General features: G+C 47.5%; 9 protein-coding genes, 3 rRNA genes, 2 pseudogenes and 1 riboswitch. Of the genes and pseudogenes, 2 read left to right on the top strand and 12 right to left on the bottom strand.

All coding sequences use genetic code 11. The annotated features are described in order from the left end of the window. Positions 1–29: 29 nt before the first annotated feature. The 10 genes and pseudogenes from EDM21_RS03755 to EDM21_RS25450 form a co-directional block, all read right to left on the bottom strand. A complete protein-coding gene (locus EDM21_RS03755; protein ID WP_157333056.1) occupies positions 30–4,682 on the bottom strand; it encodes an S-layer homology domain-containing protein in 4,653 nt (1,550 codons plus the stop codon). Positions 4,683–4,841: 159 nt separating this feature from the next. Continuing rightward, positions 4,842–5,040, bottom strand: a riboswitch (cobalamin riboswitch). Positions 5,041–5,087: 47 nt separating this feature from the next. Beyond that, positions 5,088–6,065: a hypothetical protein gene (locus EDM21_RS03750; RefSeq protein WP_157333054.1), complete on the bottom strand. Its 978-nt coding sequence runs from the start codon at positions 6,063–6,065 to the stop codon at positions 5,088–5,090. Next, complete coding sequence (locus tag EDM21_RS03745) at positions 6,058–6,594, bottom strand: RNA polymerase sigma factor (RefSeq protein ID WP_157333052.1); 537 nt, start codon at positions 6,592–6,594, stop codon at positions 6,058–6,060. Before EDM21_RS03745 ends, EDM21_RS03750 begins: the two co-directional genes overlap by 8 nt. Before the next feature lie 380 nt (positions 6,595–6,974). Continuing rightward, positions 6,975–7,091, bottom strand: a 5S ribosomal RNA gene (gene rrf / locus EDM21_RS03740). Positions 7,092–7,502: 411 nt separating this feature from the next. Beyond that, positions 7,503–11,114 (bottom strand): 23S ribosomal RNA (locus tag EDM21_RS03735). Between the two features lie 1,038 nt (positions 11,115–12,152). Then, a 16S ribosomal RNA gene (locus EDM21_RS03730) occupies positions 12,153–13,706 on the bottom strand. Together the 16S, 23S and 5S rRNA genes form the textbook arrangement of a ribosomal RNA operon. Before the next feature lie 828 nt (positions 13,707–14,534). Continuing rightward, complete coding sequence (locus tag EDM21_RS25455) at positions 14,535–14,858, bottom strand: GntT/GntP/DsdX family permease (RefSeq protein WP_201280750.1); 324 nt, start codon at positions 14,856–14,858, stop codon at positions 14,535–14,537. Between the two features lie 131 nt (positions 14,859–14,989). Then, a pseudogene (locus tag EDM21_RS03720) lies at positions 14,990–16,128 on the bottom strand (glycerate kinase). 328 nt (positions 16,129–16,456) lie between these two features. Next, positions 16,457–16,627, bottom strand: a complete 171-nt coding sequence (locus EDM21_RS24860) for a hypothetical protein (RefSeq protein WP_235918018.1) — start codon at positions 16,625–16,627, stop codon at positions 16,457–16,459. A gap of 1 nt (position 16,628) precedes the next feature. Then, positions 16,629–16,694 (bottom strand): annotated as a pseudogene (locus EDM21_RS25450) (hypothetical protein); the annotation flags it as partial. Between the two features lie 345 nt (positions 16,695–17,039). Here EDM21_RS25450 and EDM21_RS03710 point away from each other — a divergent pair. Further along, positions 17,040–20,105 carry an S-layer homology domain-containing protein gene (locus tag EDM21_RS03710; RefSeq protein WP_157333047.1) on the top strand — a complete coding sequence of 1,022 codons (3,066 nt, stop codon included), beginning with the start codon at positions 17,040–17,042 and terminating at the stop codon, positions 20,103–20,105. A gap of 59 nt (positions 20,106–20,164) precedes the next feature. Here EDM21_RS03710 and EDM21_RS03705 read toward each other — a convergent pair whose 3' ends face one another. Further along, the gene (locus tag EDM21_RS03705; protein ID WP_157333046.1) at positions 20,165–20,818 is read right to left on the bottom strand and encodes a polysaccharide deacetylase family protein; all 654 of its coding nucleotides are present in this window, start codon (positions 20,816–20,818) and stop codon (positions 20,165–20,167) included. 57 nt (positions 20,819–20,875) lie between these two features. Further along, a complete protein-coding gene (locus tag EDM21_RS03700) occupies positions 20,876–21,943 on the bottom strand; it encodes a glycosyltransferase (protein ID WP_157333044.1) in 1,068 nt (355 codons plus the stop codon). Positions 21,944–22,305: 362 nt separating this feature from the next. Between EDM21_RS03700 and EDM21_RS03695 the strand changes: the two genes are divergently transcribed. Continuing rightward, positions 22,306–24,015, top strand: a complete 1,710-nt coding sequence (locus tag EDM21_RS03695) for a discoidin domain-containing protein (RefSeq protein ID WP_157333042.1) — start codon at positions 22,306–22,308, stop codon at positions 24,013–24,015. Positions 24,016–24,042: the final 27 nt, after the last annotated feature.

Genomic DNA, 24,042 nt, shown 5'->3' with positions numbered 1-24,042 from the left:
ACCCTTGCTTAGCTCTCCAAGTCACAATGCTAGTTGATATCTGTCATGTCATAAAGGCCCGATTGACCTTGAACAAATCGGTCATAAGCGATTAGAGCGTACATCGCCTGATCGGTAGCCATAAGGTCTACCTCTCCGGGATTAGCGCCGCCATTGCTTTTATCTCCGGATTTTATATGATAGAATCCGCCCTCTTTGGCGGCAAAGCTAAGTAAAGCATCAACGGGTGAACGACCGTTTTTGACAAACCTGGAGTCCTGATGCGGGTCTATCCCGAGTCCGCTTAAGGCAACGATGACCTGGGCTATGCTTTCCGAATTAACGGAACCCCAGCTAGTGTAACCGCCATCCGCTGTCTGAGCGGCGGACAGCCACGCGATCCCCCGGTCAACCGCGGCTTTTACATCGGCATTCGTTTTATAGTAAGGAGTGAGTCCTTGAATCACCATAGACGTAACATCCGGATCGGATTCAGCGGCATTCGCCCCTAATGCCCATCCTCCGCCTTTAATCTCCCGGCCCAGAATGAACTGGATCAGCATTTCTCTGGTTGTCTGCGTCTTTACCCCCCCAACGACGGGGATCTCATACTGATTGCTGTCGAGAGCAATAAGAGCAAAGACAGGACCATTAATCCCTTGTTTGATCAGTGTCTCAAAATCAGCAAGTGGTTCTCTTAAGTCATATCCGGCTACATTCTTAATGTCTTTGCCTATTGAGGTTAGAGCCAGAATGACCCGATCATATTCCGTATATTTGACGTGATGTAGTTTGCCCGACTTTTCTTTAAGGGTTTTCTCCACATTGGCATAGTATTTAGCATAATAAGCCTCCGGCACTTCTACACCCGAACGGGCCAGTCCAAGGACCGTCCATTCTCCTCCAACCGTGCCTATAACAGGATCATCCACTGATTTTTGCAGAAAAGCTGCGGTATTCCGGATCTGGTCGGCTACTTCCTCATGCTTGCCTTGAGATGGTTTCCCCGGTTCCGGCTTCCCAGGCTCCGGTTTTCCCCCGCCCGGTTTAGAGTCCTTCGAGTAGGTATAAGCTCTTACCGCAACCACCGCTGCCATTTCTCTCGTGGCATAATCTTGCGGCTTGAACTGATTGTCATACCCTTGCATCAAATTCAGGGCGATGATCGTTTCCACATCGGTTCGGGCCCAGGAAGAGACCGTATCCAGATCGGTAAGTCCGGCGTCCGTTCTCAGCGGGCCAGCTCCCAATGCCCTGATAATTATGACGGCCATCTGCTCACGGGTAATCTTATCGTCAGGCTTGAATTCTTCACCGAAGCCGCCGACTATCCCCGCTTTAAAGGCAGCGTTGACTGCTGGATAGAACCAGTCGTCCTGACTAACATCCTTGAAGCTGATGACCTTGTCCGCTGTAAAATCAAGTCCCAGCATAGCTGCCACAATTTTAGTGAATTCTGCTCTTGTAACATCGGCCTGCGGATTGAATTTGCCGCCGCTTCCGTCAATGATGTTATTTGCCGTCGCTTCTTCGATCGCTTGATAAGCCCAGGATGAAATTGTACCTGCATCCTTGTACAGCTTTTTAAGATCCACTTTGCCCGGCTTCGGATCCGGTTGCGGCTCCGGCTTCAAAACCGGTGCGGTTGTGCTGGTCGTATACGTGATAAGAGTCGCCGCAAAGTTAATTTTGACCACAAGATCGTTGTCTTTCCTATAAGCATAGGCTGTCTTGCCGGAGCCTTTGCTCGCCTGAATGCCCGCTTCCTCTGTCTCATAAATGACAATCGGTGTGAACTCTTTGTCGGTTAAATACCCGGGGTGCTGCTTTTGACTGTCTTTGAATCGATAAGAAATCGGTTTATCAAACACAGCCGGATTCGCCGGATTGCCTGATACGAAAGCATGGTTGATTATATCCAGCTTCTCGTTGTCTTTCAGAATGCCTTTAACAAGCGCTTGAATGCTGCTGTTATTCGTGTCTATTGTTGTGAGGAGCTCGAATCGATCATCCCCTGCCGTAAGCCTGGTGCCCTTGTCAATGACCGCTTGAATATTACCTTTGGTAACGGTAAGCCCAGGAATATCATCTTTAACGTCTTTTAAATTAAGTATGAATTTCGATGTCAATTCCGGCAGATTAACGGTTATCTTGTCTGTATTTACAAGTTCCTTCGTAATATCCAGAACATAATCCGCTACAGTATCCTTAGGCACGTTTACTACAGGTGTGCGGTCATCTGGATTAATAAGAGCCGGTGGTTTAACAGTCTCCCACTGACTGAGATCTTGCCCTAAATCTGCACCCAGATTTGTTGTATAGCGCCACTGCAGGCGATCGCCGTTCTGCAGGACATAGCTGCTGGCTCCATAATTGGGATAGGACCCGTTGACACTGTACATCCAGCCGCTGCCGGTGCCATGGTCGAATTCACCATCTCCAGCGATCGATTGCACATAGACACTTCCGTATTTCTCGGTCCACTCATATTCATACGGTATCCCGTTGTTATCCAGCACTCTCTTTAATAAAGTCCATGCCGTATCGCCGGATTGCAGCTCTACATCCGTAGCGGCAACCACAAAGCCTTTACTAATCGTTTCCTTATCGACAGAGATTGTCGCGTAAGGTTTAGGCTGAGGCGTGATTCCGCCTCCCCCGCCGCCAGGCGCTTGAATGGTGCTGACCGCATAAGCCGCATAATCGGTAAAATGCTTCGTTTTGACGATCAGATCATTGCCGCTGTCGTATGCGTACTCCTGGAGTCCGCTAAGTTCCCCTTCGCTGCCGCTGGCATACTTGTGAATGGCGTGCGGAGTCCCGCCTTCTATATAAGCGGCCTCTTTGCCGCTCATACCCTTGAAAGTTAGCGTGACATACTCGCTGAATTCAACTCTAGCCTGCCCGCCCACGGAGAAAGCTTGGGTAATAGCATCCAGCTTCTTGTTCTTGGGAAGAATCTCGTTAATCTTATCCCTTAGTACCGCATCTGAGAAAAGGACAGGCGAGAGCATCTCAATTGCAGACGCGTCTCCGCTCGTCACTTGTGCCCCCTTCGGAAGCAGGACGGACGCACTGCCCTTAACCGCTTCTAACTGAGGCAAAGCCTGTGCGGCAGGAAGCTTAACGATAACCTTCGATTGTTTATCGCCCGGGATCTCAACTCGTATTTCCTTATGCTTATCACCGGCTGTTACCGGAACCAGATAGTTCCGTTCATCTTGCGGTATAGCAAGATGAGGCTGATCGCCCGATGGCAGCGGCAGCACCTTATCCTTCGTCGTATCTTCCTTAACGTCCGTCATGTCATAGAGACGGGTTTTGCCCTTTATGAACCTGTCATAGGCTACCAGCGCGTAAGTCCCCTGATCGGTAGCCATCCCGTCGACCACACCGGCTCCTGCGCCGCCGTTAGCGGCAGTTCCCGGAAGAATGTGCATAAAGCCGCCTTCAGGGACTGCAAAGCTCATCAGGGCATCGACAGCGGATTGTCCGTTCTTAATAAACCTTGGGTCCGTGTGCGGATCGATTCCTAACCCGGTTAAAGCTACAATAACCTGCGCGATACTTTCACTGTTTACTGTATCCCAGCTAGCAAAGCCGCCTTCATCCTTCTGAGATTTGGCCAGCCAGATAACAGCGCGGTCAACGGCCTCTCTTACGTCCGCCTGCTGATTGTAGTAAGGCGTAAGGCTCTGAATCGCCATGCCGGTAATATCCGGATCGGGATTGCTTCCGCTCAGCGCCCAGCCGCCGGCTTCGCTGGTCCCCTTCTTGATCTCCCGGTCCAGAATGTAGCGGATCAGCTTTTCTTTGGTTGTCTGTACGGCTGTCCCTGATACTTGAGGAATATCGTAAGGCTTGCTGTCAAATGCGATCAGGGCAAAGATAGGACCATTAATCCCTTGCTTGATCACATAATTATAATCTGCAAGAGCTTTCCTTATATCGTAATTAGCGACTTCCGTAATTTCTCTGCCGATAGAAGTAAGCCCCAGGATTAATCTGGAATGTTCCGTACCTTTATTCTTGTCGAGTTTATCGCCGTACTTAGGCATCAACCCTGCAACTTTTTGAGCCGCATTCTTGTAGTAAATATCATAATAACCCGCCGGTACCGGGTAATCGGCTCTGGCCAGGGAAAGGATCGACCATTCTCCTCCACCTGTGCCGAAGCTCGGGTCTGTTACCGATCCGACGAGATAAGCCAGATTCTTATCCAGTTGTGCTTTCGGGGAGTTAGCGGGAAGAGCTTTGTAGCTAATCTCATAGGATTCATCTGTTCTATTGCCTGCTCCATCTGCCGCTGCGATTGTAACGGTATTACGGCTCGGTGCCAGAGAAGCCTGGTACTGTGCATGGGTTGGCAGAATGGTGGTGCCGTTCACCTTTACTTCCGGAACAATGTCTGTATACACATTGTCTGTTACAGTGACTTTAAAACTGATTTCTTTGGTGGATAGGATCTGTTTATCCGTTAACCCTTCTACGGTAATACTCGGTTTTTGTGTGTCTGCATGGATAAAAGTTTTTGAGGAATCCGAAGAAGCCGGATACACATCCGTCGTAACGCTTGCCGAGTCCTTCAGCCCTGCCGTTGCAAGATTCGCCCCATTGGCGCTGGTTACTGTAAGCCCTGCTGAGAATAAGGACAAGAACATACACAAAACGAGCGTCCAAGCTATAAATCTGTTTCTCATCATTCTTAGTCTTCCTTCCTTTCACAGCATTCTGATCTAGTCTCCAAGAATAAATGCGCTAAGCAGCAAAAACCCCTTAACATAAAATGTTAAGAGGTTTAATAGAATACATAGCTAAATAAAGCATGCACTAAAACACCTTCCTATCCATCGTAGAGTTATGGTGTGACGACGAAACAGGCAGGTCTTCTGGCTCAAGCTTCAACACCCTTACAGCCTTCCCAGTTTCCCAGTGGCATTTTGCAAGGACTCTTCTTATACAGCGGCGGGACCGCGCGGGATTTTCACCCGCTTCCCTTTTAACCAATTCATGATTCCGTAGTTGGCATACATAATTGGCACCTGTTCACATATTCGATTTTCTTAGTCATCATAACCAATATATCTACTTTTGTCATGTTAAAATTTTCACATTGTGCCTTTATAGGTTAATTCCCTTCGTTCCAACAGCTCGAGTTTGTCCATACCGGCAGCATATCGATACTTCCTGGACTCTAAAGTACTGCTGATCTGAAAAGTCCGCTGAACAGGGTCGTACGTTACCGTATCTCTAAATGTAGCTTGCAGGGCAGCCTGCACATCAATCGACTTAATCACGCCGGCTATATTTTTGTAAATATACACATCCTGATCATGGGTAAGAACGACGGCCTCAGTCACTCCATCACCATCCAGATCCTCCTCATAAATGGTTGCTGCATCCATTTGGTAGTTGGCGATAATATTATTATTCTCTTGAGAAATCCAATAGGTACATCGGCGCTCAGGCCCGCATTTACCGTCTAACCGGACATTAGAGAAACCGAAAGCATCACTTTTCCTGAACTTCACGTCGCTCAATGCCCCATATCCGATCTCATAGACCCCTTCAATTACGGAGCTTAAAAAGTTCGTAGAATCGTAACCGAAAAAAGGATTCGGATCTCCTTCTTTCCTATATTCCACATACTTCCCGTACTTCCCCATCCCTTCGCTCGCGACCACTTCTTTAATCGTTACAGATGATAGCGGTATTCGCTCCAATCGGTCTCTTCTGATTGCTTTATCTGTCTCGGGAATTATTTTCACATCTGCCGCAGGTTCATAATTCAGTGTTACATCGTTCCCGGAAGCTCCCGGCGGACTCATTGATCCATTTGAATCTCCCCCTTGTTTTAATGGAAAAATAGCGGGCCAGCTATTAGTGAGAGGGACTATCAGTATACTGAGCATGAGTCCGGCCGCGGCTACCGGAAATAAAACTTTAATAAAGGCATGATTCATTTTCTTGTAACGGTTATGTTCAACCCGCTCGATTACGATTTGCTTCATCTTTTCAGTAAACATTCCCTTATCAGCGTCATTTTCTTTGACTATCCCGTACCAACTCGGTTTCCGGTTACTCATTCTCCATTTCCCTCCATATCTTCTCGACCTTTTTGCGTGCCCTATTGAGTCTGGACTTCACTGTTCCTTGCGGTATGCCGAGTACATCCGCCATTTCTTGAATGGTTAGTTCATGGTCCAAATCCAGGATGAGCACTTCCCGTAACTTTCTGGACAAGCCCATAATAATACTGCGAATAACCGCAGCCCCTTGAATCCCGATATATGTCCCCTCGGCAGACTGCTCAGTTCGTGTATTCCTCACGTTCCCGAAAAGTAAAACCTTGCGAAAATAACCGGACCTCATCTCGTTAATCGCTATATTCCTTGTAATGGCAAAGAGCCATGTCTTGAAGGATGATTGACCCCGGTAAGTATGCAGATGAGAATGAACTTTTATAAAGACCTCCTGTGCAATATCCTTCGATTGCTCCTTATTTTTGGTTATCGCATAAGCGTATCTCCAAACATCGTCCCCGTATTGATTCATCAGATTATACAGCTCCGTACTATCCACATCATCGATATCTTTTAAATATTCTGTTTCCATCTCTCTCACCTCCATCCTATTAGACAAACCAGCATCCCATATGTTCCCTTTTGTCACATGCGAATTTCTTCAATAGCCTTTCGTTTAAGAATTAAGTTACCCTAATCGAGTATACTGAAATATAGTCAGAAATTTTGGTGTATGTATGTTATAAAAAAGGCTACCTGTCATAGTACAGGTAGCTTTAGATTGCTATATATGCCCACACATAAGGATTCAAAGTTACTGTTTCCCCGGCCGTAGTCAGGATTCATCCTCCTGACCTCATCTTTATTTCCAATCATACCGATTCCCGAGAGGACTTTAATAATATCTCATGATTTAGGTGAAATCATAAAGTATTACAAACAAAAAAGCCCACTCATTAGTGGGCTTACTTTGCTTGGCAACGTCCTACTCTCCCAGGACCCTGCGGTCCAAGTACCATCGGCGCTGGAAGGCTTAACGGTCGTGTTCGGGATGGGTACGCGTGGTTCCCTTCCGCCATCGTCACCAAACAGGATGTTCCGAAGTGTTAGCGACTTCGAAAATCGCAGCATCTCCTTGCGGACATACCACTCATTTCAGGGTTGTACCCTGAAAACTAGCAGCGAAAGATGTAAAAGATCCATCCAAAGATCTTGTGGTGCACCGCCTAAGCGATGCTTCCGATGACGGCCTCTACTCTCGTAAAGACCTATAGGTCAAGCCCTCGACCGATTAGTATTGGTCAGCTCCACACATTGCTGTGCTTCCACCTCCAACCTATCTACCTCGTCGTCTTCAAGGGGTCTTACTAATTGGGAAATCTCATCTTGAGGGGGGCTTCACGCTTAGATGCTTTCAGCGCTTATCCCTTCCGTACATAGCTACCCAGCTATGCCTCTGGCGAGACAACTGGTACACCAGCGGTACGTCCATCCCGGTCNTAGGTCAAGCCCTCGACCGATTAGTATTGGTCAGCTCCACACATTGCTGTGCTTCCACCTCCAACCTATCTACCTCGTCGTCTTCAAGGGGTCTTACATACTGGGAAATCTCATCTTGAGGGGGGCTTCACGCTTAGATGCTTTCAGCGCTTATCCCTTCCGTACATAGCTACCCAGCTATGCCTCTGGCGAGACAACTGGTACACCAGCGGTACGTCCATCCCGGTCCTCTCGTACTAAGGACAGCTCCTCTCAAATTTCCTGCGCCCGCGACAGATAGGGACCGAACTGTCTCACGACGTTCTGAACCCAGCTCGCGTACCGCTTTAATGGGCGAACAGCCCAACCCTTGGGACCTACTTCAGCCCCAGGATGCGATGAGCCGACATCGAGGTGCCAAACCTCCCCGTCGATGTGGACTCTTGGGGGAGATAAGCCTGTTATCCCCAGGGTAGCTTTTATCCGTTGAGCGATGGCCCTTCCATGCGGTACCACCGGATCACTAAGCCCGACTTTCGTCCCTGCTCGACCTGTATGTCTCGCAGTCAAGCTCCCTTATGCCTTTGCACTCTTCGAATGATTTCCAACCATTCTGAGGGAACCTTTGGGCGCCTCCGTTACTCTTTAGGAGGCGACCGCCCCAGTCAAACTGCCCACCTGACACGGTCCCTCTACCGGTTAGACGGTAGCAGGTTAGAACTCCGATACGATCAGGGTGGTATCCCAACGGCACCTCCACCCAAGCTGGCGCTCAGGCTTCAAAGGCTCCCACCTATCCTGTACAGATCGTACCAAAGTCCAATATCAAGCTGCAGTAAAGCTCCATGGGGTCTTTCCGTCTTGTCGCGGGTAACCTGCATCTTCACAGGTATTAAAATTTCACCGGATCTCTCGTTGAGACAGCGCCCAAGTCGTTACGCCATTCGTGCGGGTCAGAATTTACCTGACAAGGAATTTCGCTACCTTAGGACCGTTATAGTTACGGCCGCCGTTTACTGGGGCTTCGGTTCACAGCTTCGGGTTACCCCTAACCGCTCCCCTTAACCTTCCAGCACCGGGCAGGCGTCAGCCCATATACTTCGCCTTACGGCTTCGCATAGACCTGTGTTTTTGCTAAACAGTCGCTTGGGCCTTTTCACTGCGGCCCCCTCGTNGTTGAGACAGCGCCCAAGTCGTTACGCCATTCGTGCGGGTCAGAATTTACCTGACAAGGAATTTCGCTACCTTAGGACCGTTATAGTTACGGCCGCCGTTTACTGGGGCTTCGGTTCACAGCTTCGGATTGCTCCTAACCGCTCCCCTTAACCTTCCAGCACCGGGCAGGCGTCAGCCCATATACTTCGCCTTACGGCTTCGCATAGACCTGTGTTTTTGCTAAACAGTCGCTTGGGCCTTTTCACTGCGGCCCCCTCGTGCTATTCACACTACCGGGGCACCCCTTCTCCCGAAGTTACGGGGTCATTTTGCCGAGTTCCTTAACGAGAGTTCTTCCGCGCGCCTTAGAATTCTCTTCTCGCCCACCTGTGTCGGTTTGCGGTACGGGCACCTTCGCCTGGCTAGAAGCTTTTCTTGGCAGTGTGAGATCAAGACCTTCGCTACTGTAATTTTCGCTCCCCATCACAGCCCAGCCTTATGATGTGCGGATTTGCCTACACATCAGCCTCACTGCTTGGACGGACATCCATCAGTCCGCGTCCCTACCCTGCTGCGTCACTCCATNTCTCTTCTCGCCCACCTGTGTCGGTTTGCGGTACGGGCACCTTCGCCTGGCTAGAAGCTTTTCTTGGCAGTGTGAGATCAAGACCTTCGCTACTGTAATTTTCGCTCCCCATCACAGCCCAGCCTTACGATGTGCGGATTTGCCTACACATCAGCCTCACTGCTTGGACGGACATCCATCAGTCCGCGTCCCTACCCTGCTGCGTCACTCCATTGCTCGTAACGGCTTACGGTGGTACAGGAATTTCAACCTGTTGTCCTTCGACTACGCCTTTCGGCCTCGCCTTAGGTCCCGACTTACCCTGAGCGGACGAACCTTCCTCAGGAACCCTTAGGCTTTCGGCGGANGATGTGCGGATTTGCCTACACATCAGCCTCACTGCTTGGACGGACATCCATCAGTCCGCGTCCCTACCCTGCTGCGTCACTCCATTGCTCATAACGGCTTACGGTGGTACAGGAATTTCAACCTGTTGTCCTTCGACTACGCCTTTCGGCCTCGCCTTAGGTCCCGACTTACCCTGAGCGGACGAACCTTCCTCAGGAACCCTTAGGCTTTCGGCGGATCAGATTCTCACTGATCTTTTCGTTACTCATACCGGCATTCTCACTTCTGTACAGTCCAGCAGTCCTCACGATCTACCTTCAATCCGTACAGAACGCTCCCCTACCCATGCATCATAGATGCAAGTCATAGCTTCGGTGGTGTGTTTAGCCCCGTTACATTTTCGGCGCAGAGTCACTCGACCAGTGAGCTATTACGCACTCTTTAAATGGTGGCTGCTTCTAAGCCAACATCCTGGTTGTCTGTGCAACTCCACATCCTTTCCCACTTAACACACACTTGGGGACCTTAGCTGATGATCTGGGCTGTTTCCCTCTTGACAATGGATCTTAGCACTCACTGTCTGACTCCCGGGGTAATGTCTGTGGCATTCAGAGTTTGACTGGACTTGGTAACCCTTGGCGGGCCCCGCACCCAATCAGTGCTTTACCTCCACGACACATCCCCCGAGGCTAGCCCTAAAGCTATTTCGGGGAGAACCAGCTATCTCCGAGTTCGATTGGAATTTCTCCGCTACCCCCACCTCATCCCCGCATTTTTCAACATGCGTGGGTTCGGGCCTCCAGTGCGTGTTACCGCACCTTCACCCTGGACAGGGGTAGATCACACGGTTTCGGGTCTACGCCCACGTACTATAGTCGCCCTATTCAGACTCGCTTTCGCTGCGGCTCCGTCTTTTCAACTTAACCTCGCACGTGAACGTAACTCGCCGGTTCATTCTACAAAAGGCACGCCATCACCCATTAACGGGCTCTGACTTCTTGTAGGCACACGGTTTCAGGTTCTATTTCACTCCCCTCCCGGGGTGCTTTTCACCTTTCCCTCACGGTACTGCTTCACTATCGGTCGCTAGGGAGTATTTAGCCTTGGCAGATGGTCCTGCCGGATTCCGACGGGGTTTCACGTGTCCCGCCGTACTCGGGGTGGGTCTAGGCATACGTTCACTTTCGGCTACAGGGCTGTTACCTCTTCCAGCGGACCTTTCCAGATCACTTCACCTAATGAACTTTTGCCATATCGACGCCCCACAACCCCAGAGAGCAAGCCCTCTGGTTTGGGCTAATCCGCGTTCGCTCGCCGCTACTGACGGAATCACTATTGTTTTCTTTTCCTCCAGGTACTTAGATGTTTCAGTTCCCTGGGTGTGCCTCCAATGCAGCTATGTATTCACTGCATGGTAACTGCGCATTACCACAGCTGGGTTCCCCCATTCGGACATCCCCGGATCAAAGCCTGCTTACGGCTCCCCGAGGCATTTCGTCGTTCGCCACGTCCTTCTTCGGCTCCTAGCGCCTAGGCATCCTCCGTGTGCCCTTATTAGCTTGACCAGGCTCCGCTTTATGCCGATTCGCGCTAGCAAGCAAGCTTGCCAAATCGCTCATGCGCCATACAACTTCGCTTCATCAAACCATCAAGGTTTTTGGATGATTCTAGTTACAACTTTCGCTATCTAGTTTTCAAGGAACAACGGATTCGCGCCACTGAACATCCGAAGAAGATCAGGGCAGCAAAAAGTTTGAAAAGAGAGGAAATTCTCCTTTCAAAACTGACAACGAGTGATTGAAGTTNTTCGGACATCCCCGGATCAAAGCCTGCTTACGGCTCCCCGAGGCATTTCGTCGTTCGCCACGTCCTTCTTCGGCTCCTAGCGCCTAGGCATCCTCCGTGTGCCCTTATTAGCTTGACCAGGCTCCGCTTTATGCCGATTCGCGCTAGCAAGCAAGCTTGCCAAATCGCTCATGCGCCATACAACTTCGCTTCATCAAACCATCAAGGTTTTTGGATGATTCTAGTTACATATTTCGCTATCTAGTTTTCAAGGAACAACGGATTCGCGCCACTGAACATCCGAAGAAGATCAGGGCAGCAAAAAGTTTGAAAAGAGAGGAAATTCTCCTTTCAAAACTGACAACGAGTGATTGAAGTTGTGAAGGCCGAAGCCTTCTTGACTGGGTGCGCTTCGGCACCCGAGTCTCCATAGAAAGGAGGTGATCCAGCCGCACCTTCCGATACGGCTACCTTGTTACGACTTCACCCCAATCATCTACCCCACCTTCGGCGGCTGGCTCCTTGCGGTTACCTCACCGACTTCGGGTGTTGTNAAGCAAGCTTGCCAAATCGCTCATGCGCCATACAACTTCGCTTCATCAAACCATCAAGGTTTTTGGATGATTCTAGTTACATATTTCGCTATCTAGTTTTCAAGGAACAACGGATTCGCGCCACTGACAATCCGAAGAAGATCAGGGCAGCAAAAAGTTTGAAAAGAGAGGAAATTCTCCTTTCAAAACTGACAACGAGTGATTGAAGTTGTGAAGGCCGAAGCCTTCTTGACTGGGTGCGCTTCGGCACCCGAGTNTCCATAGAAAGGAGGTGATCCAGCCGCACCTTCCGATACGGCTACCTTGTTACGACTTCACCCCAATCATCTACCCCACCTTCGGCGGCTGGCTCCTTGCGGTTACCTCACCGACTTCGGGTGTTGTAAACTCTCGTGGTGTGACGGGCGGTGTGTACAAGACCCGGGAACGTATTCACCGCGGCATGCTGATCCGCGATTACTAGCAATTCCGACTTCATGCAGGCGAGTTGCAGCCTGCAATCCGAACTGAGACCGGCTTTGATAGGATTGGCTCCGGATCGCTCCTTCGCTTCCCGTTGTACCGGCCATTGTAGTACGTGTGTAGCCCAGGTCATAAGGGGCATGATGATTTGACGTCATCCCCGCCTTCCTCCGGTTTGTCACCGGCAGTCAACTTAGAGTGCCCAGCTCAACCTGCTGGCAACTAAGTTCAAGGGTTGCGCTCGTTGCGGGACTTAACCCAACATCTCACGACACGAGCTGACGACAACCATGCACCACCTGTCTCCGATGCTCCGAAGAGGGCACCTATCTCTAGGTGTTACACCGGGATGTCAAGACCTGGTAAGGTTCTTCGCGTTGCTTCGAATTAAACCACATACTCCACTGCTTGTGCGGGTCCCCGTCAATTCCTTTGAGTTTCACTCTTGCGAGCGTACTCCCCAGGCGGCATGCTTACTGTGTTAACTTCGGCACCAAGGGTATCGAAACCCCTAACACCTAGCATGCATCGTTTACGGCGTGGACTACCAGGGTATCTAATCCTGTTTGCTCCCCACGCTTTCGCGCCTCAGCGTCAGTTATAGGCCAGAAAGTCGCCTTCGCCACTGGTGTTCCTCCACATCTCTACGCATTTCACCGCTACACGTGGAATTCCACTTTCCTCTCCTACACTCCAGTCTTCCAGTTTCCGGTGCGAACCGAGGTTGAGCCTCGGGATTAAACACCAGACTTAAAAAACCGCCTGCGCGCGCTTTACGCCCAATAATTCCGGACAACGCTTGCCCCCTACGTATTACCGCGGCTGCTGGCACGTAGTTAGCCGGGGCTTTCTTCTCAGGTACCGTCACCCAAAGAGCAGTTACTCTCCTTGGCGTTCTTCCCTGGCAACAGAGCTTTACGATCCGAGAACCTTCATCACTCACGCGGCGTTGCTCCGTCAGACTTGCGTCCATTGCGGAAGATTCCCTACTGCTGCCTCCCGTAGGAGTCTGGGCCGTGTCTCAGTCCCAGTGTGGCCGTTCACCCTCTCAGGTCGGCTACGCATCGTCGCCTTGGTGAGCCGTTACCTCACCAACTAGCTAATGCGCCGCAGGTCCATCTGTAAGCAAGAGCGTAAACCCTTTTTCTTGACCTCCCCATGCGAGAAGGTCACTTATCCGGTCTTAGCTACCGTTTCCGGTAGTTATCCCGATCTTACAGGCAGGTTACCTACGTGTTACTCACCCGTCCGCCGCTAAATCTCAGAAGTGCAAGCACTTCATCAATTCCGCTCGACTTGCATGTATTAGGCACGCCGCCAGCGTTCGTCCTGAGCCAGGATCAAACTCTCCGATAAGGGTGCCGGCCGAAGCCGACGTTTATCTCAAGCTGAATAGCTCAAAAATTCAATGNCCATGCGAGAAGGTCACTTATCCGGTCTTAGCTACCGTTTCCGGTAGTTATCCCGATCTTACAGGCAGGTTACCTACGTGTTACTCACCCGTCCGCCGCTAAATCTCAGAAGTGCAAGCACTTCATCGATTCCGCTCGACTTGCATGTATTAGGCACGCCGCCAGCGTTCGTCCTGAGCCAGGATCAAACTCTCCGATAAGGGTGCCGGCCGAAGCCGACGTTTATCTCAAGCTGAATAGCTCAAAAATTCAATGCTGACGAGAATTTCTTCTCTGTTTAGCGTCCTGATTGCTCAAGACGTTTCAATCACTCGTTGTTCAGTTTTCAAAGGACAATCTCTTCCGTGTTACTCGTTTGTATCGGCTGCTCTCACGGCCGGAATTACATAATAACATAATTCTCGTTAGCCTTGCAACCCTCAAAATCTTCCAAATCATTTTTTGTTATTCATTGTTTATTTGCTTCCCTGTGTTGTTCAGCACCGGGAGTAATAACTTAACATGCGGAAGCATGGATTAGCAAGCTTTTGTAGGCAGGTATTTTTTTACAACCCAAAAAGTTTGAAGATATCTGTATGTTGTCCCGTGCACTTAGAAGGAAGGCCGCTTATAACATCATTCATACGCTCTTCCTCCAGGGTACTTAACGCTAAGAATCTTAAAGCAAGCTTTACTATATTCTACCCCGTTTGCAGTTGCCGTCTTTCCTGGTTCCAAAAACGGCTGAGTACCATTCCCTTCACATAACTATTTTTTCTTCTTAAGAGGGAGGTTAATCGTAGCAGCGATGAGACACGGTGTCGTGGGAACGAGTATGGTTGCGTACAATCCTGTAGATGGTGCTAAGGACAATGTGGCGACGTTCACACCGGTCTTTTTGGCCAATGATTTTTTTAAGAGAAGAGAGAATGACGCAACCGGAATCGCAGAAGACGGGTATAGAAACAATCCAGCCCATAATCGTCATGGCTATTGCAGGATGACGGTCGCCCAGAAGCTTAAGGACAACCTCCGCCCTTTTCACGAAAGCTTCTGTTTTTTCTAAAATTTTACCGATAATGGGACCGAAAATAATAACTAAGCAGATGCTCGTCATAATGTCGCCGAACCTTGAACTGATCGTTGAACGATATCTTTAATGATAGGACCCTGGACACCTCGGATAAGACCAATCAGATTCGTCTCCAGAGCAAGAATATAAGTAGAGGCGCTAACCTGCTACCTGGTTCATAGCAATCCCCCTCTGGTATAAATGCGTATGACCTGCTCTGCGGCTTGTTCCAGCAGTAAACCTGTCTGACTCATCGCTTCTTCAAGCGGCATGGGCCGATTCAAAATACTAACCACCGCTGTGACGCCATGCTCATAAAGACTTTCTATTCCGTGCCGATCGAGCCCGCAAGAATGATAACCGGGACTCCGTATATCCGGGCCACCTGAGCAACGCCAGCAGGCGTTTTGCCGCTTGCGGTCTGGAAGTCGACTTGACCTTCTCCTGTAATGACCAAATCCGCATTCTGAATTTCTTCTTCCAAGCCTGTTACTCTCGTTACTATGGAAACACCGGATTCAAGCCGCCCTTTCATAAAAGCCAGCAAAGCGCCGGCAAGACCTCCCGCTGCACCGGTACCCGGCACCTGCTGCACAGCGACTCCGGTGGTCTCTTGAATAAGATTTGCAAAATGAAGCAAATTACTGTCAAGAAGCTTAACCACTTCAGGTGTAGCACCTTTTTGTGGACCGAATACAGCCGAAGCGCCCCTCGGACCCACGAAAGGATTGTCCACATCACATGCCACCACGAACTGGCTTTCGGCTATTCTTGTGTCGAATTCATCCAAATGTATTGCTGCGATACGCGCAAGCTCCCCGCCGCCAAAACCGACCGGATGGCCGTCCGTATCCAGCAGCTTGGCCCCCAGCGCCTGAAGCATACCTGCGCCGCCATCATTGGTAGCGCTCCCGCCGATTCCTACAAGAAAGGTTCTGCAGCCTTGGTCAAGACCCGCTTGGACTAGCTGTCCAAAACCGTAGGTAGTTGTGACCAGCGGGTTCCTCTCGCCTTCTCCGATCAGATATAAACCGGATGACATCGCCATCTCAATTACACAGGTCTTCCCATCTCCAAGTATTCCGAAACCGGAGCTAATTTCACGTCCAAGCGGATTTTTCACAGTAGCTTCAATAAATCTTCCACCGGTGGCATCAATCAGACATTCCATTGTTCCTTCACCGCCGTCGGCCATGGGAACAATTGTGGTAACGTTCTCAAAACCGGTTTTATTGATGCCTCTCTCGATAGCCAGACCGGCTTCCTTCGCTGAAAGGCTTCCCTTATAAGAATCCGGGGCAATTACGATTTTCATGCTGGTTCCTCCCCTTCTACCGCGCTATTGTAGTCATGCCGCATCCCTCGCCGCAGGCGAACACCCCTCTTGTTTTATTGAAATCAAACAGCTGAAGCCGGTTTAGCCGGCAGATGCTTCCGCTTATTGCGCGGCAATTGGCGGCGTTTGATTTAATCTATAGCGATTATACCGACAATTCCCGGCACCGCTCAACGTGTAATTTATACAACAGAATCGTTATGCCTTGGATTCCTTTTTTACCAGATTTTCAATTCGTTCCATCCGATACATGAGTGTATTGCGGGGCATCCCCAACCATTGGCGGGCCGTCATACTGAAATTCTTTTCACGTATATAAAAGGACTGAAGGGTGGATCTCGCGGAAAGACTGTCCGAGCTCTTGCATATTCTGGCGATCTTTTCCGATTGCTACGCGTACGTCTGCTTGTAGCCGCTCCGTTATGGTTTCTATGATGCCTTCCGTTCCCCGTTCGGACAACTTCAATCGCCCTTCCATACAGAGTCCCCACCCGCTTCGGGGCGCTGGAGCTTATGGTCACTCTTTCACGGTCCATGACGTTCATGTTCATTCGAGTCAATTCCTTTGTTTTCCTGACCATGGTACCAGCGAGCTGCTTGGTGACTTGTATCCCAGCCCCCAGAATATTGACCATACGCTAAAACACTTAACGTTAACGATATCCAATGATCTCCCGGCCAACAGGTCGGAAATAATTCCCATATATATAATTATGGGAACAAATTCTATTCCGTTATAATAAAAACTTTGTATATTTAAAAATACATGTATTTATTACCATTAACAGCTTGTATAATACTTATTGCAGCTGTTTGTTAGTGCTTAAGATCTATTTATCTACTATCATGCAGGACAAACGTTGCTTTATTAATCTATATGGAGGTTATGTATGAAAGATTTATCAGCACGTCGTATGATCAGCTTGGCTTTAGTTATGGCACTCTTGCTAAGCTTATTGCCGAGTTTGGCACTGGGTGCACAACCCGTAGTGTTCACAGACACTGCCGGTTCCTATGCCAAGCAAGAAATTGCAGCATTAGCGGAAGAGGGCATACTTGCAGGGTATGCGGACGGCTCCTTCAAACCCGCCCATGAAATGACAAGAGCGGAATTGGCCAAAATTATGGCTCTTGCCATGGGGTTGGAAGAAAATAGGGCACAGGCAGAAGCATTTAACGATGTGGCCCCAGACAGTTGGTACCGCGGTTATGTCGGAGCACTTGTTGCTTCCGGAATTACTGAGGGAACAACCGCAAGTACTTTCTCACCGGATGCAAAAGTGTCCCGCGAAGAACTGGTGGTCTTCTTCATTCGGGCTATGGGACTGGAGCAAACGGCAAAGAAATACCCTGTAACCACTAAGTTAAGCGATATGAAACTTGTAGCCGATTGGGCAAAAGCGCATGTGTCTCTTGCTTATGAAATCGGATTTGTCAATGGAATGGAAAATGCGGATGGAACTATACGGTTTAGTCCCAAAACAAACTCGGAGCGCCAAGCGCTTGCAAGACTGGCTTATGAATTTAAAACGAATCATTCCGTATACACGGCAAAAGCCAAAGAACTGACCTCTCAAGAACCGCCGGCGGCGGCACCGGCTATAGAGTCTCTTCTCTCTAAGAGCACTACTGCGCTTGAAGTGACGTTCTCGGCAGATTTGGCAGAGATCAGCAAAGATGATTTCAAGTTCGATAACAATTTAGTCGTGACAGCTGCGGCTTTTAAAACAGGCAGCAAAAGAATTGTGGAACTCACGACCACTTCCCAGAACTCTGGTACTATTTATGCGCTGAGCTATAAAGGTATCGCAAGCGGCAAAACTGTAACCGGATCTGCACCTGCTGGCGGTGGCGATGGCGGTTTTGCCGGTGGCGGAGGAGGCGGTGGCGGGTCTGTACAAACTGTAGCGCAGAAGCTCGCAAGCCGGACCCCTCAAACAACGCTTACAATCGATGTATCCGGAACGTACGGCCCTTCAAGCGGACCCGTTACAACCGTGGAACATTTGATAGTGAACCCGGGTCCTGCCGGTGAAGTAACGCTTCAGAATATTCAACCGGCCCTGCTTGAAGTTCGTTCAGGAAGCTCTAATTCAATCAAGCTATTGAACACAAACGTGAACAAGTTAAAAGTGAATGCCAACTCAGGTGATGATCAGACGGTGCGAATTGTTGCCTTGGAAGGAACAACAGTAAACGAAACTGAAGTCTCTTCTAAAGCAATCCTTGAAGTAGCTTCCCTGCAAAGTACGCTGGGTAAAATTACACTTACTCCTTCAGTTGAAGGAAAACTGATTACGTTTAGAGGGACAATATCAGGTGAAGTTACGATCGAAGCTCCAAATGCATCAATAGAGTTGTCCCCTCCCTCCAATGGGAATAAATTGCCTACTTTCATAAAACAAATGCAAGTTGCAGCACAAGGAACCCTCATTAACTTTGCCGGTACTACGCAAGGAATAGGACTGCTTCAAACGGATTATGAAGTTGCGTTAAAAGGATCTTCTGATGCCATTGCAATGACACTATTGAGCGGCAGCGGTTCTATGATACTTGAGCCTTCTCTGCAATCGGCAGTTAAAATACAGGCAATCGCAAACGCCGAACTAGCTATGTATGCGGCCTTTGATGAGCATGGCGATTTCGAAAATATTTTGGCCAAAGTGCAGGAAGCCGAAAGACTCTATAACATTGCTCTTTACCATGGAGCTGTAGAGCATGAAATCAGAAATGCAAATACGTTCCAGACGACTCTTAAAAAGAAAGTCTACGAAATGAGAGACTTCCTGCCTACGGTGGACCTTATTTATGCGCCTGGTGACTCTGCGGAGTCTATCACACAAACACCTGAATTTCCGAAAGCCTCCGGGGACGGCTCTTTTATGATCACGTGGTCAAGCAACAGCCAGTTTCTATCGCCTGGGGGACCTTTAGAGAGACCAGCTGCCGGATCAGGTGATTCCGAAGTAAAGTTAACCGCTAAAGTTTTTAATGGTGTACACTCTGCTACAAAAGAGATCAAGGTTACGGTAAAACAGTACGAGTCCAACGTCACAGGAATTATTGAAGGTTACGTCTACGGGGCTATACCTTCCAAAGTAAGCGGTGCACTCGTCACACTTAATGGAACCAATCAGACAACCGTTACGAATCAGAATGGTTTCTATCGTTTTAAAGATGTTAAACCAGGCATCACCTACACGGTAACTGCAACTAAACAGAATTATTCAACTTCAGTAAGCCCGGAATTTAAGATAGCACCTGGTCAAACTTATAACACCGTGTTCCTATCGATCTATACAGTCCCGGGAAAAGTAAAGTTCCATGATCCCCTCTTTTACAATTCGGAGACAGGAACTTACAGACTTGCATGGGTATCCGATTATTCGTCCGGTAACCCAGACTCTATGACCAATAATGTTTATGTTAACCAAATTATGTATTCAACCGTAGGCCTGCAGAACTTATTGGAGATTCCGGTAAAGCCCGGTGAATCCTACACGTTCGAAGTGGAAGCCTGCAATGATATCGGCTGTAATCCCGAACGCGCACAAACTTCCTTCACGGCGCCTTATTCGCTTGATATCGAGAGTCTGCGTCCCTACAATTCCGTAACCGGGGAAGTCTATGGCCAGCTTGCGACAGATTACGAATTTCCTGTTGGCTACTTGCTGGATTCAGCCCCTGCAACTTCAGATTCTATCCTGATCAAGTTGAAGAATAAGCCATCTAGTGTAGTACCGGCTGGCAGCACTCTTGATTATTCGAATGTACTCGTAACAAAGCTTTATGAACCAAGTAACATCCAAAATCATATCATTACGCTAAACGGAGAGAGTTTTCTCGTGATTAAACTTCCTCAGCAGCCTAAAGGAAATTATACTATGGAAGGTTTCCAATTCAAGCATTCCGGAACAATTCACTCTATAACTCCTGTGTGGTTTAAATTAAAATAATCCGTATGCAACAAAGCTCGCAAGCTGCCCATTACGGGCAACTCGCGAGCTTTGTTGTTCTATCTAGTATTTCGCTTGTTAAGCATTTCACTGACTGTGACGAAGCGGAGTCCTTGTTCTATTAACTGCGGAACCGCTATCCGGATTGTTTCGATTGTCTCATTCCGGTGACCGCCTCCATCATGCAGAAGGATAACCGACCCCTTCACGGTATTATTCATGATCCGCTGGACGAGAATATCGACGCCGGGAAGTTCCCAATCTCTAACATAAAGGTTGTGACTCCACACGACAAATTCATAACCCAATTTCTTAATAATATCTACAGTTTCTAGCGTATATTTCCCGTATGGCGGACGAAAGAGAACCGTTTTCTTGCCTGTAATTTCAAAAATATGATGTTCTGTTTTCTCGACTTCATATTTAATTTGCTCTGGAGTGAGATATCTTAAATCCGGGTGAGCGAAGGTGTGATTCCCGATTTCATGGCCTTCCTCTGCCATTTGTTTTATGATCTCCGGATGCTTTATTACGAACTCCCCTACCACAAAAAAGGTTGCTTTCGAGTTATTTTGCCTTAACAATTCAAGAATGGTCAGGGTGTGCCGTGAATCTGGACCATCATCCAAGGTTAAGCAAGCATACGGCTCGACAAGATCAAGGCTGCGGAAGTCAAAAACGACTCCTTCAACACGCTTATTCTTAGTAATCATAAAATCTTCTCCTTGGTTCTATGGGTGTAAGGAGTAAGTGCCGGGCCATCTGCTGCTCTAGTAAAAATCAAGCTCCATTTGGTTGATCGCACGGGTTTTCCTAAATGGAAGCAAATTAAACAGGTACAAGATTTTATTCTTGTTAAATCTATATCTTAGCGATAATAAGCAAAAGTAAACGGATTTTCGAAAATCATCCCTATTAATATAACTCAAAGTCAAATATTTCCTGGCAATGGCTCCATCGATTGTTCTGAAGCACTTTTTCTTGTCCTTGATCCTCTTACTCTGCTGCACGCGCTTCCTGATCATCAAACGAATTTCATTGGAGTTAATGCCGGAATTGGTGATTTTATCGCACAAGGCTTTATCTTTGCAGAGGCTCTCGATATCAACTTGGCTTCGGTCGAAAAAATTATACAGGCTGTCCGGTGTTTGGTGATACAGGAAATGATAATTGTTGATGAGCGCGATTTTACTTTCCGCAAAAAATCGGATAAAAAATTCTGTATCTTCTCCCGTAAAATACTTCTCATTCAACAACCCGACTCTATTCAGAACTTGTCTCTGGATCACCATCGTATTAATGTGATAGAACCAGCCGTCATCCGTAGCATAATGCTCAAAAAAACGATCATCAAATATAATGGCATTTTTGTAAGTTTCAAAAAGGCTTGCTTTTTGTTTTAAATTATTTTGCGTGTGTAAAGGATCAAATACCCGGATCTCTTTTTCAGCGTGTTTTTCAATCCACAAAGAGAAACAAACCTCAACATTCTTTTTCTCCAAAATCTCTATGCTATCCAGTAAATGATGCTCCAGCCACTCATCATCCGAATCCAGAAAAGCAATGTATTCGCCTTCCGACTGAATGATGCCGCTATTTCTCGCGCCTGAGGGACCTTTCGAGCGATCATTCGCAATGTACTTAATTCGGCTGTCCTTTTGTGAGTAGCTTTCAATTAATTGTCTGGTATTATCCTGACTGCCGTCATCTACAATGAGCAGCTCCCAGTTAGAGTATGTCTGGTTGAGTACAGATTCAATGGGGCGGTGCAGCAAGTTTTCCCTGTTGTAGGTTGGAATAATGATGCTGACAAGTTTAGAGCGTATCAAGTAATTCACCCCTCAATTATTTACCTAATCAAATATATTTGCCTGAATACTCGAACCATGTAATCCTCTAAAATTTTATTCAGACGTACATAATTTTACTTTAATTTATTTTTTTTACTGATATAATATATCTATCTAATTCGTGAGAAGACTGTATTAATATGCTTCAAGACCTATAATACAAAATATTTTGGGCAGCACTTATAATCCTATAATATACAGATCAATTAAATATGTAAATAATTTCTTTCTGTTTAATTTTTATATTCTTTTATAAAATTATGGATATCATAAATACGACTTTTTACTAATGACTAAAGATTTTTCCAGAAAATAAGACTAGTGCTGCTTATCATGAAAGGGGTTTTATTTTGGACGCTTTATTTTTAAGAAAGAACTATTTGAACTGCGTAAAAATCGAACTCGTCGAACATTTAATTCATCATGGAGAAGCTTTTTATCAATTGTTCTATAACAGTTATGAGAATACGAATAAGATTTATGAAAATATCATTGTTCAAAACAAAGGGTTTTGGAATTATCCTTCAGAGAGTTTGAATAACGAAGATTTGTTTGAAACAGGAATTTTAGCCATTCCATGTGAAGTACAAGACCGTTCTCAGACGGAGGCATTTATACATTCTAATTTACAACAAGGGAACATTCTGTTTTTCGGGATTGAACCCCGTTGTTTACCTGGATTTGACCTGCTCGCACCAGATTCCAAGCACTCTGTCATGATTGAAGAATGGAATGAGTCAGAGGATACATACAAACTGAATGATGCCAGTAAATTCGTTGGTAAGTGGATCGATCGGGGAAGAATACTTGATATTATGGAAGAACTTAACTCGCCGCTATTTGCTGTAGATTTCAAAAAATTCCATGTTTCAGAAGATGTAAGGAAAACGCACCTGGAACGTGCTAAAGAACTGATTAAACGTCATACGGACGACTTTTCTTTTTACCAATCTTTCGTAGATTCTCTAGCGGATTTCAAGAATACATCGATCACCGAAATGCAAGACTCCCTAAGCGCATGGAGACAAGCTTTTCAAATTATTGCCGGGTCCAGATATAACTTCAGCTGCTATGTCCGGCACCTTAACTTTGCCAGTACCACCTCTTCTCGCTTACATTTAAGCGATCTGATTTTGCATTGCTCTGATTTAGCCGAGAGCATTAAAAATTCTTTACTAAAACAAGAAATGCTTCTCAAAATGTATCCCGAAAAAGTTCTTTTTGATGACATTGCCGAAAGATCCCTGATTTTAAAAGACTTTGAAATGTTAACGTTACAAAAAATAAAACATTTTTTCGCTCCAAACGATCAATCAGAAGACTTCCCGGCACTTCATACAAAACTTTCCAATCCAGCCAAAGTCACGTTAGTGGACAACAAACCAAACAGTGCGACTATAAAGTGGAACGACTTACCCAAAGAAGAATTTGTGATTGCCTACGAACTATCTGTGAATAACCAGGTATACACGACCAAAATTCCTTCTTTCACCTTAAGAGATCTGGAACCCGGAACAACCTACGAGGTAAACATAAAAGCCATAAACGCTTACGGAGAGATTTCTATTCCTGGCACGGATATCATGATTACTACTGCAACTTACGGCAATGACTTGGATAAAGCTCTCTATAGGCCTACAACCGCCTCTTCCTATGAAGAAGATAACCTGGATCAAAATTACCAGCCCTCTAACGCCGTAGATGGTAATGCTAATACCAGATGGAGCAGTCTCTATTCGGAGCCCCAATGGATATCGGTCGATATGGGGACTATAACGGATATCGAATCCGTAACGCTAAGATGGGAAGGAGCCTACGCCAAAGCCTACCAGCTGCAGGTATCCACCGATGGACACACCTGGTCCGACATTTACGAGAATAGAACAGGCTCAGGAGGAACAGAAACGATTGAAGCGGCTGGAAGAGGAAGATTTCTGAAAGTCAATTGTCTGGAAAGGGCTACGGAATACGGTTTCTCCTTGTGGCAAATAGTCGTCAAAAGCAGTGCTGTCAGCAAAGTCGAATCTCAAACAAAAATTTCGTTCGCTAACCAGATATAAACACAAAAAAGGCAGAGCTGAGTAGGC

The sequence above is a fragment of the Paenibacillus lutrae genome (assembly GCF_009757775.1).
GTDB classification, from domain to species: Bacteria; Bacillota; Bacilli; order Paenibacillales; family NBRC-103111; genus Paenibacillus_F; species Paenibacillus_F lutrae.
Note: the sequence above shows the minus strand (reverse complement) of the source record. Positions and strands in the feature narration are given on the sequence as shown.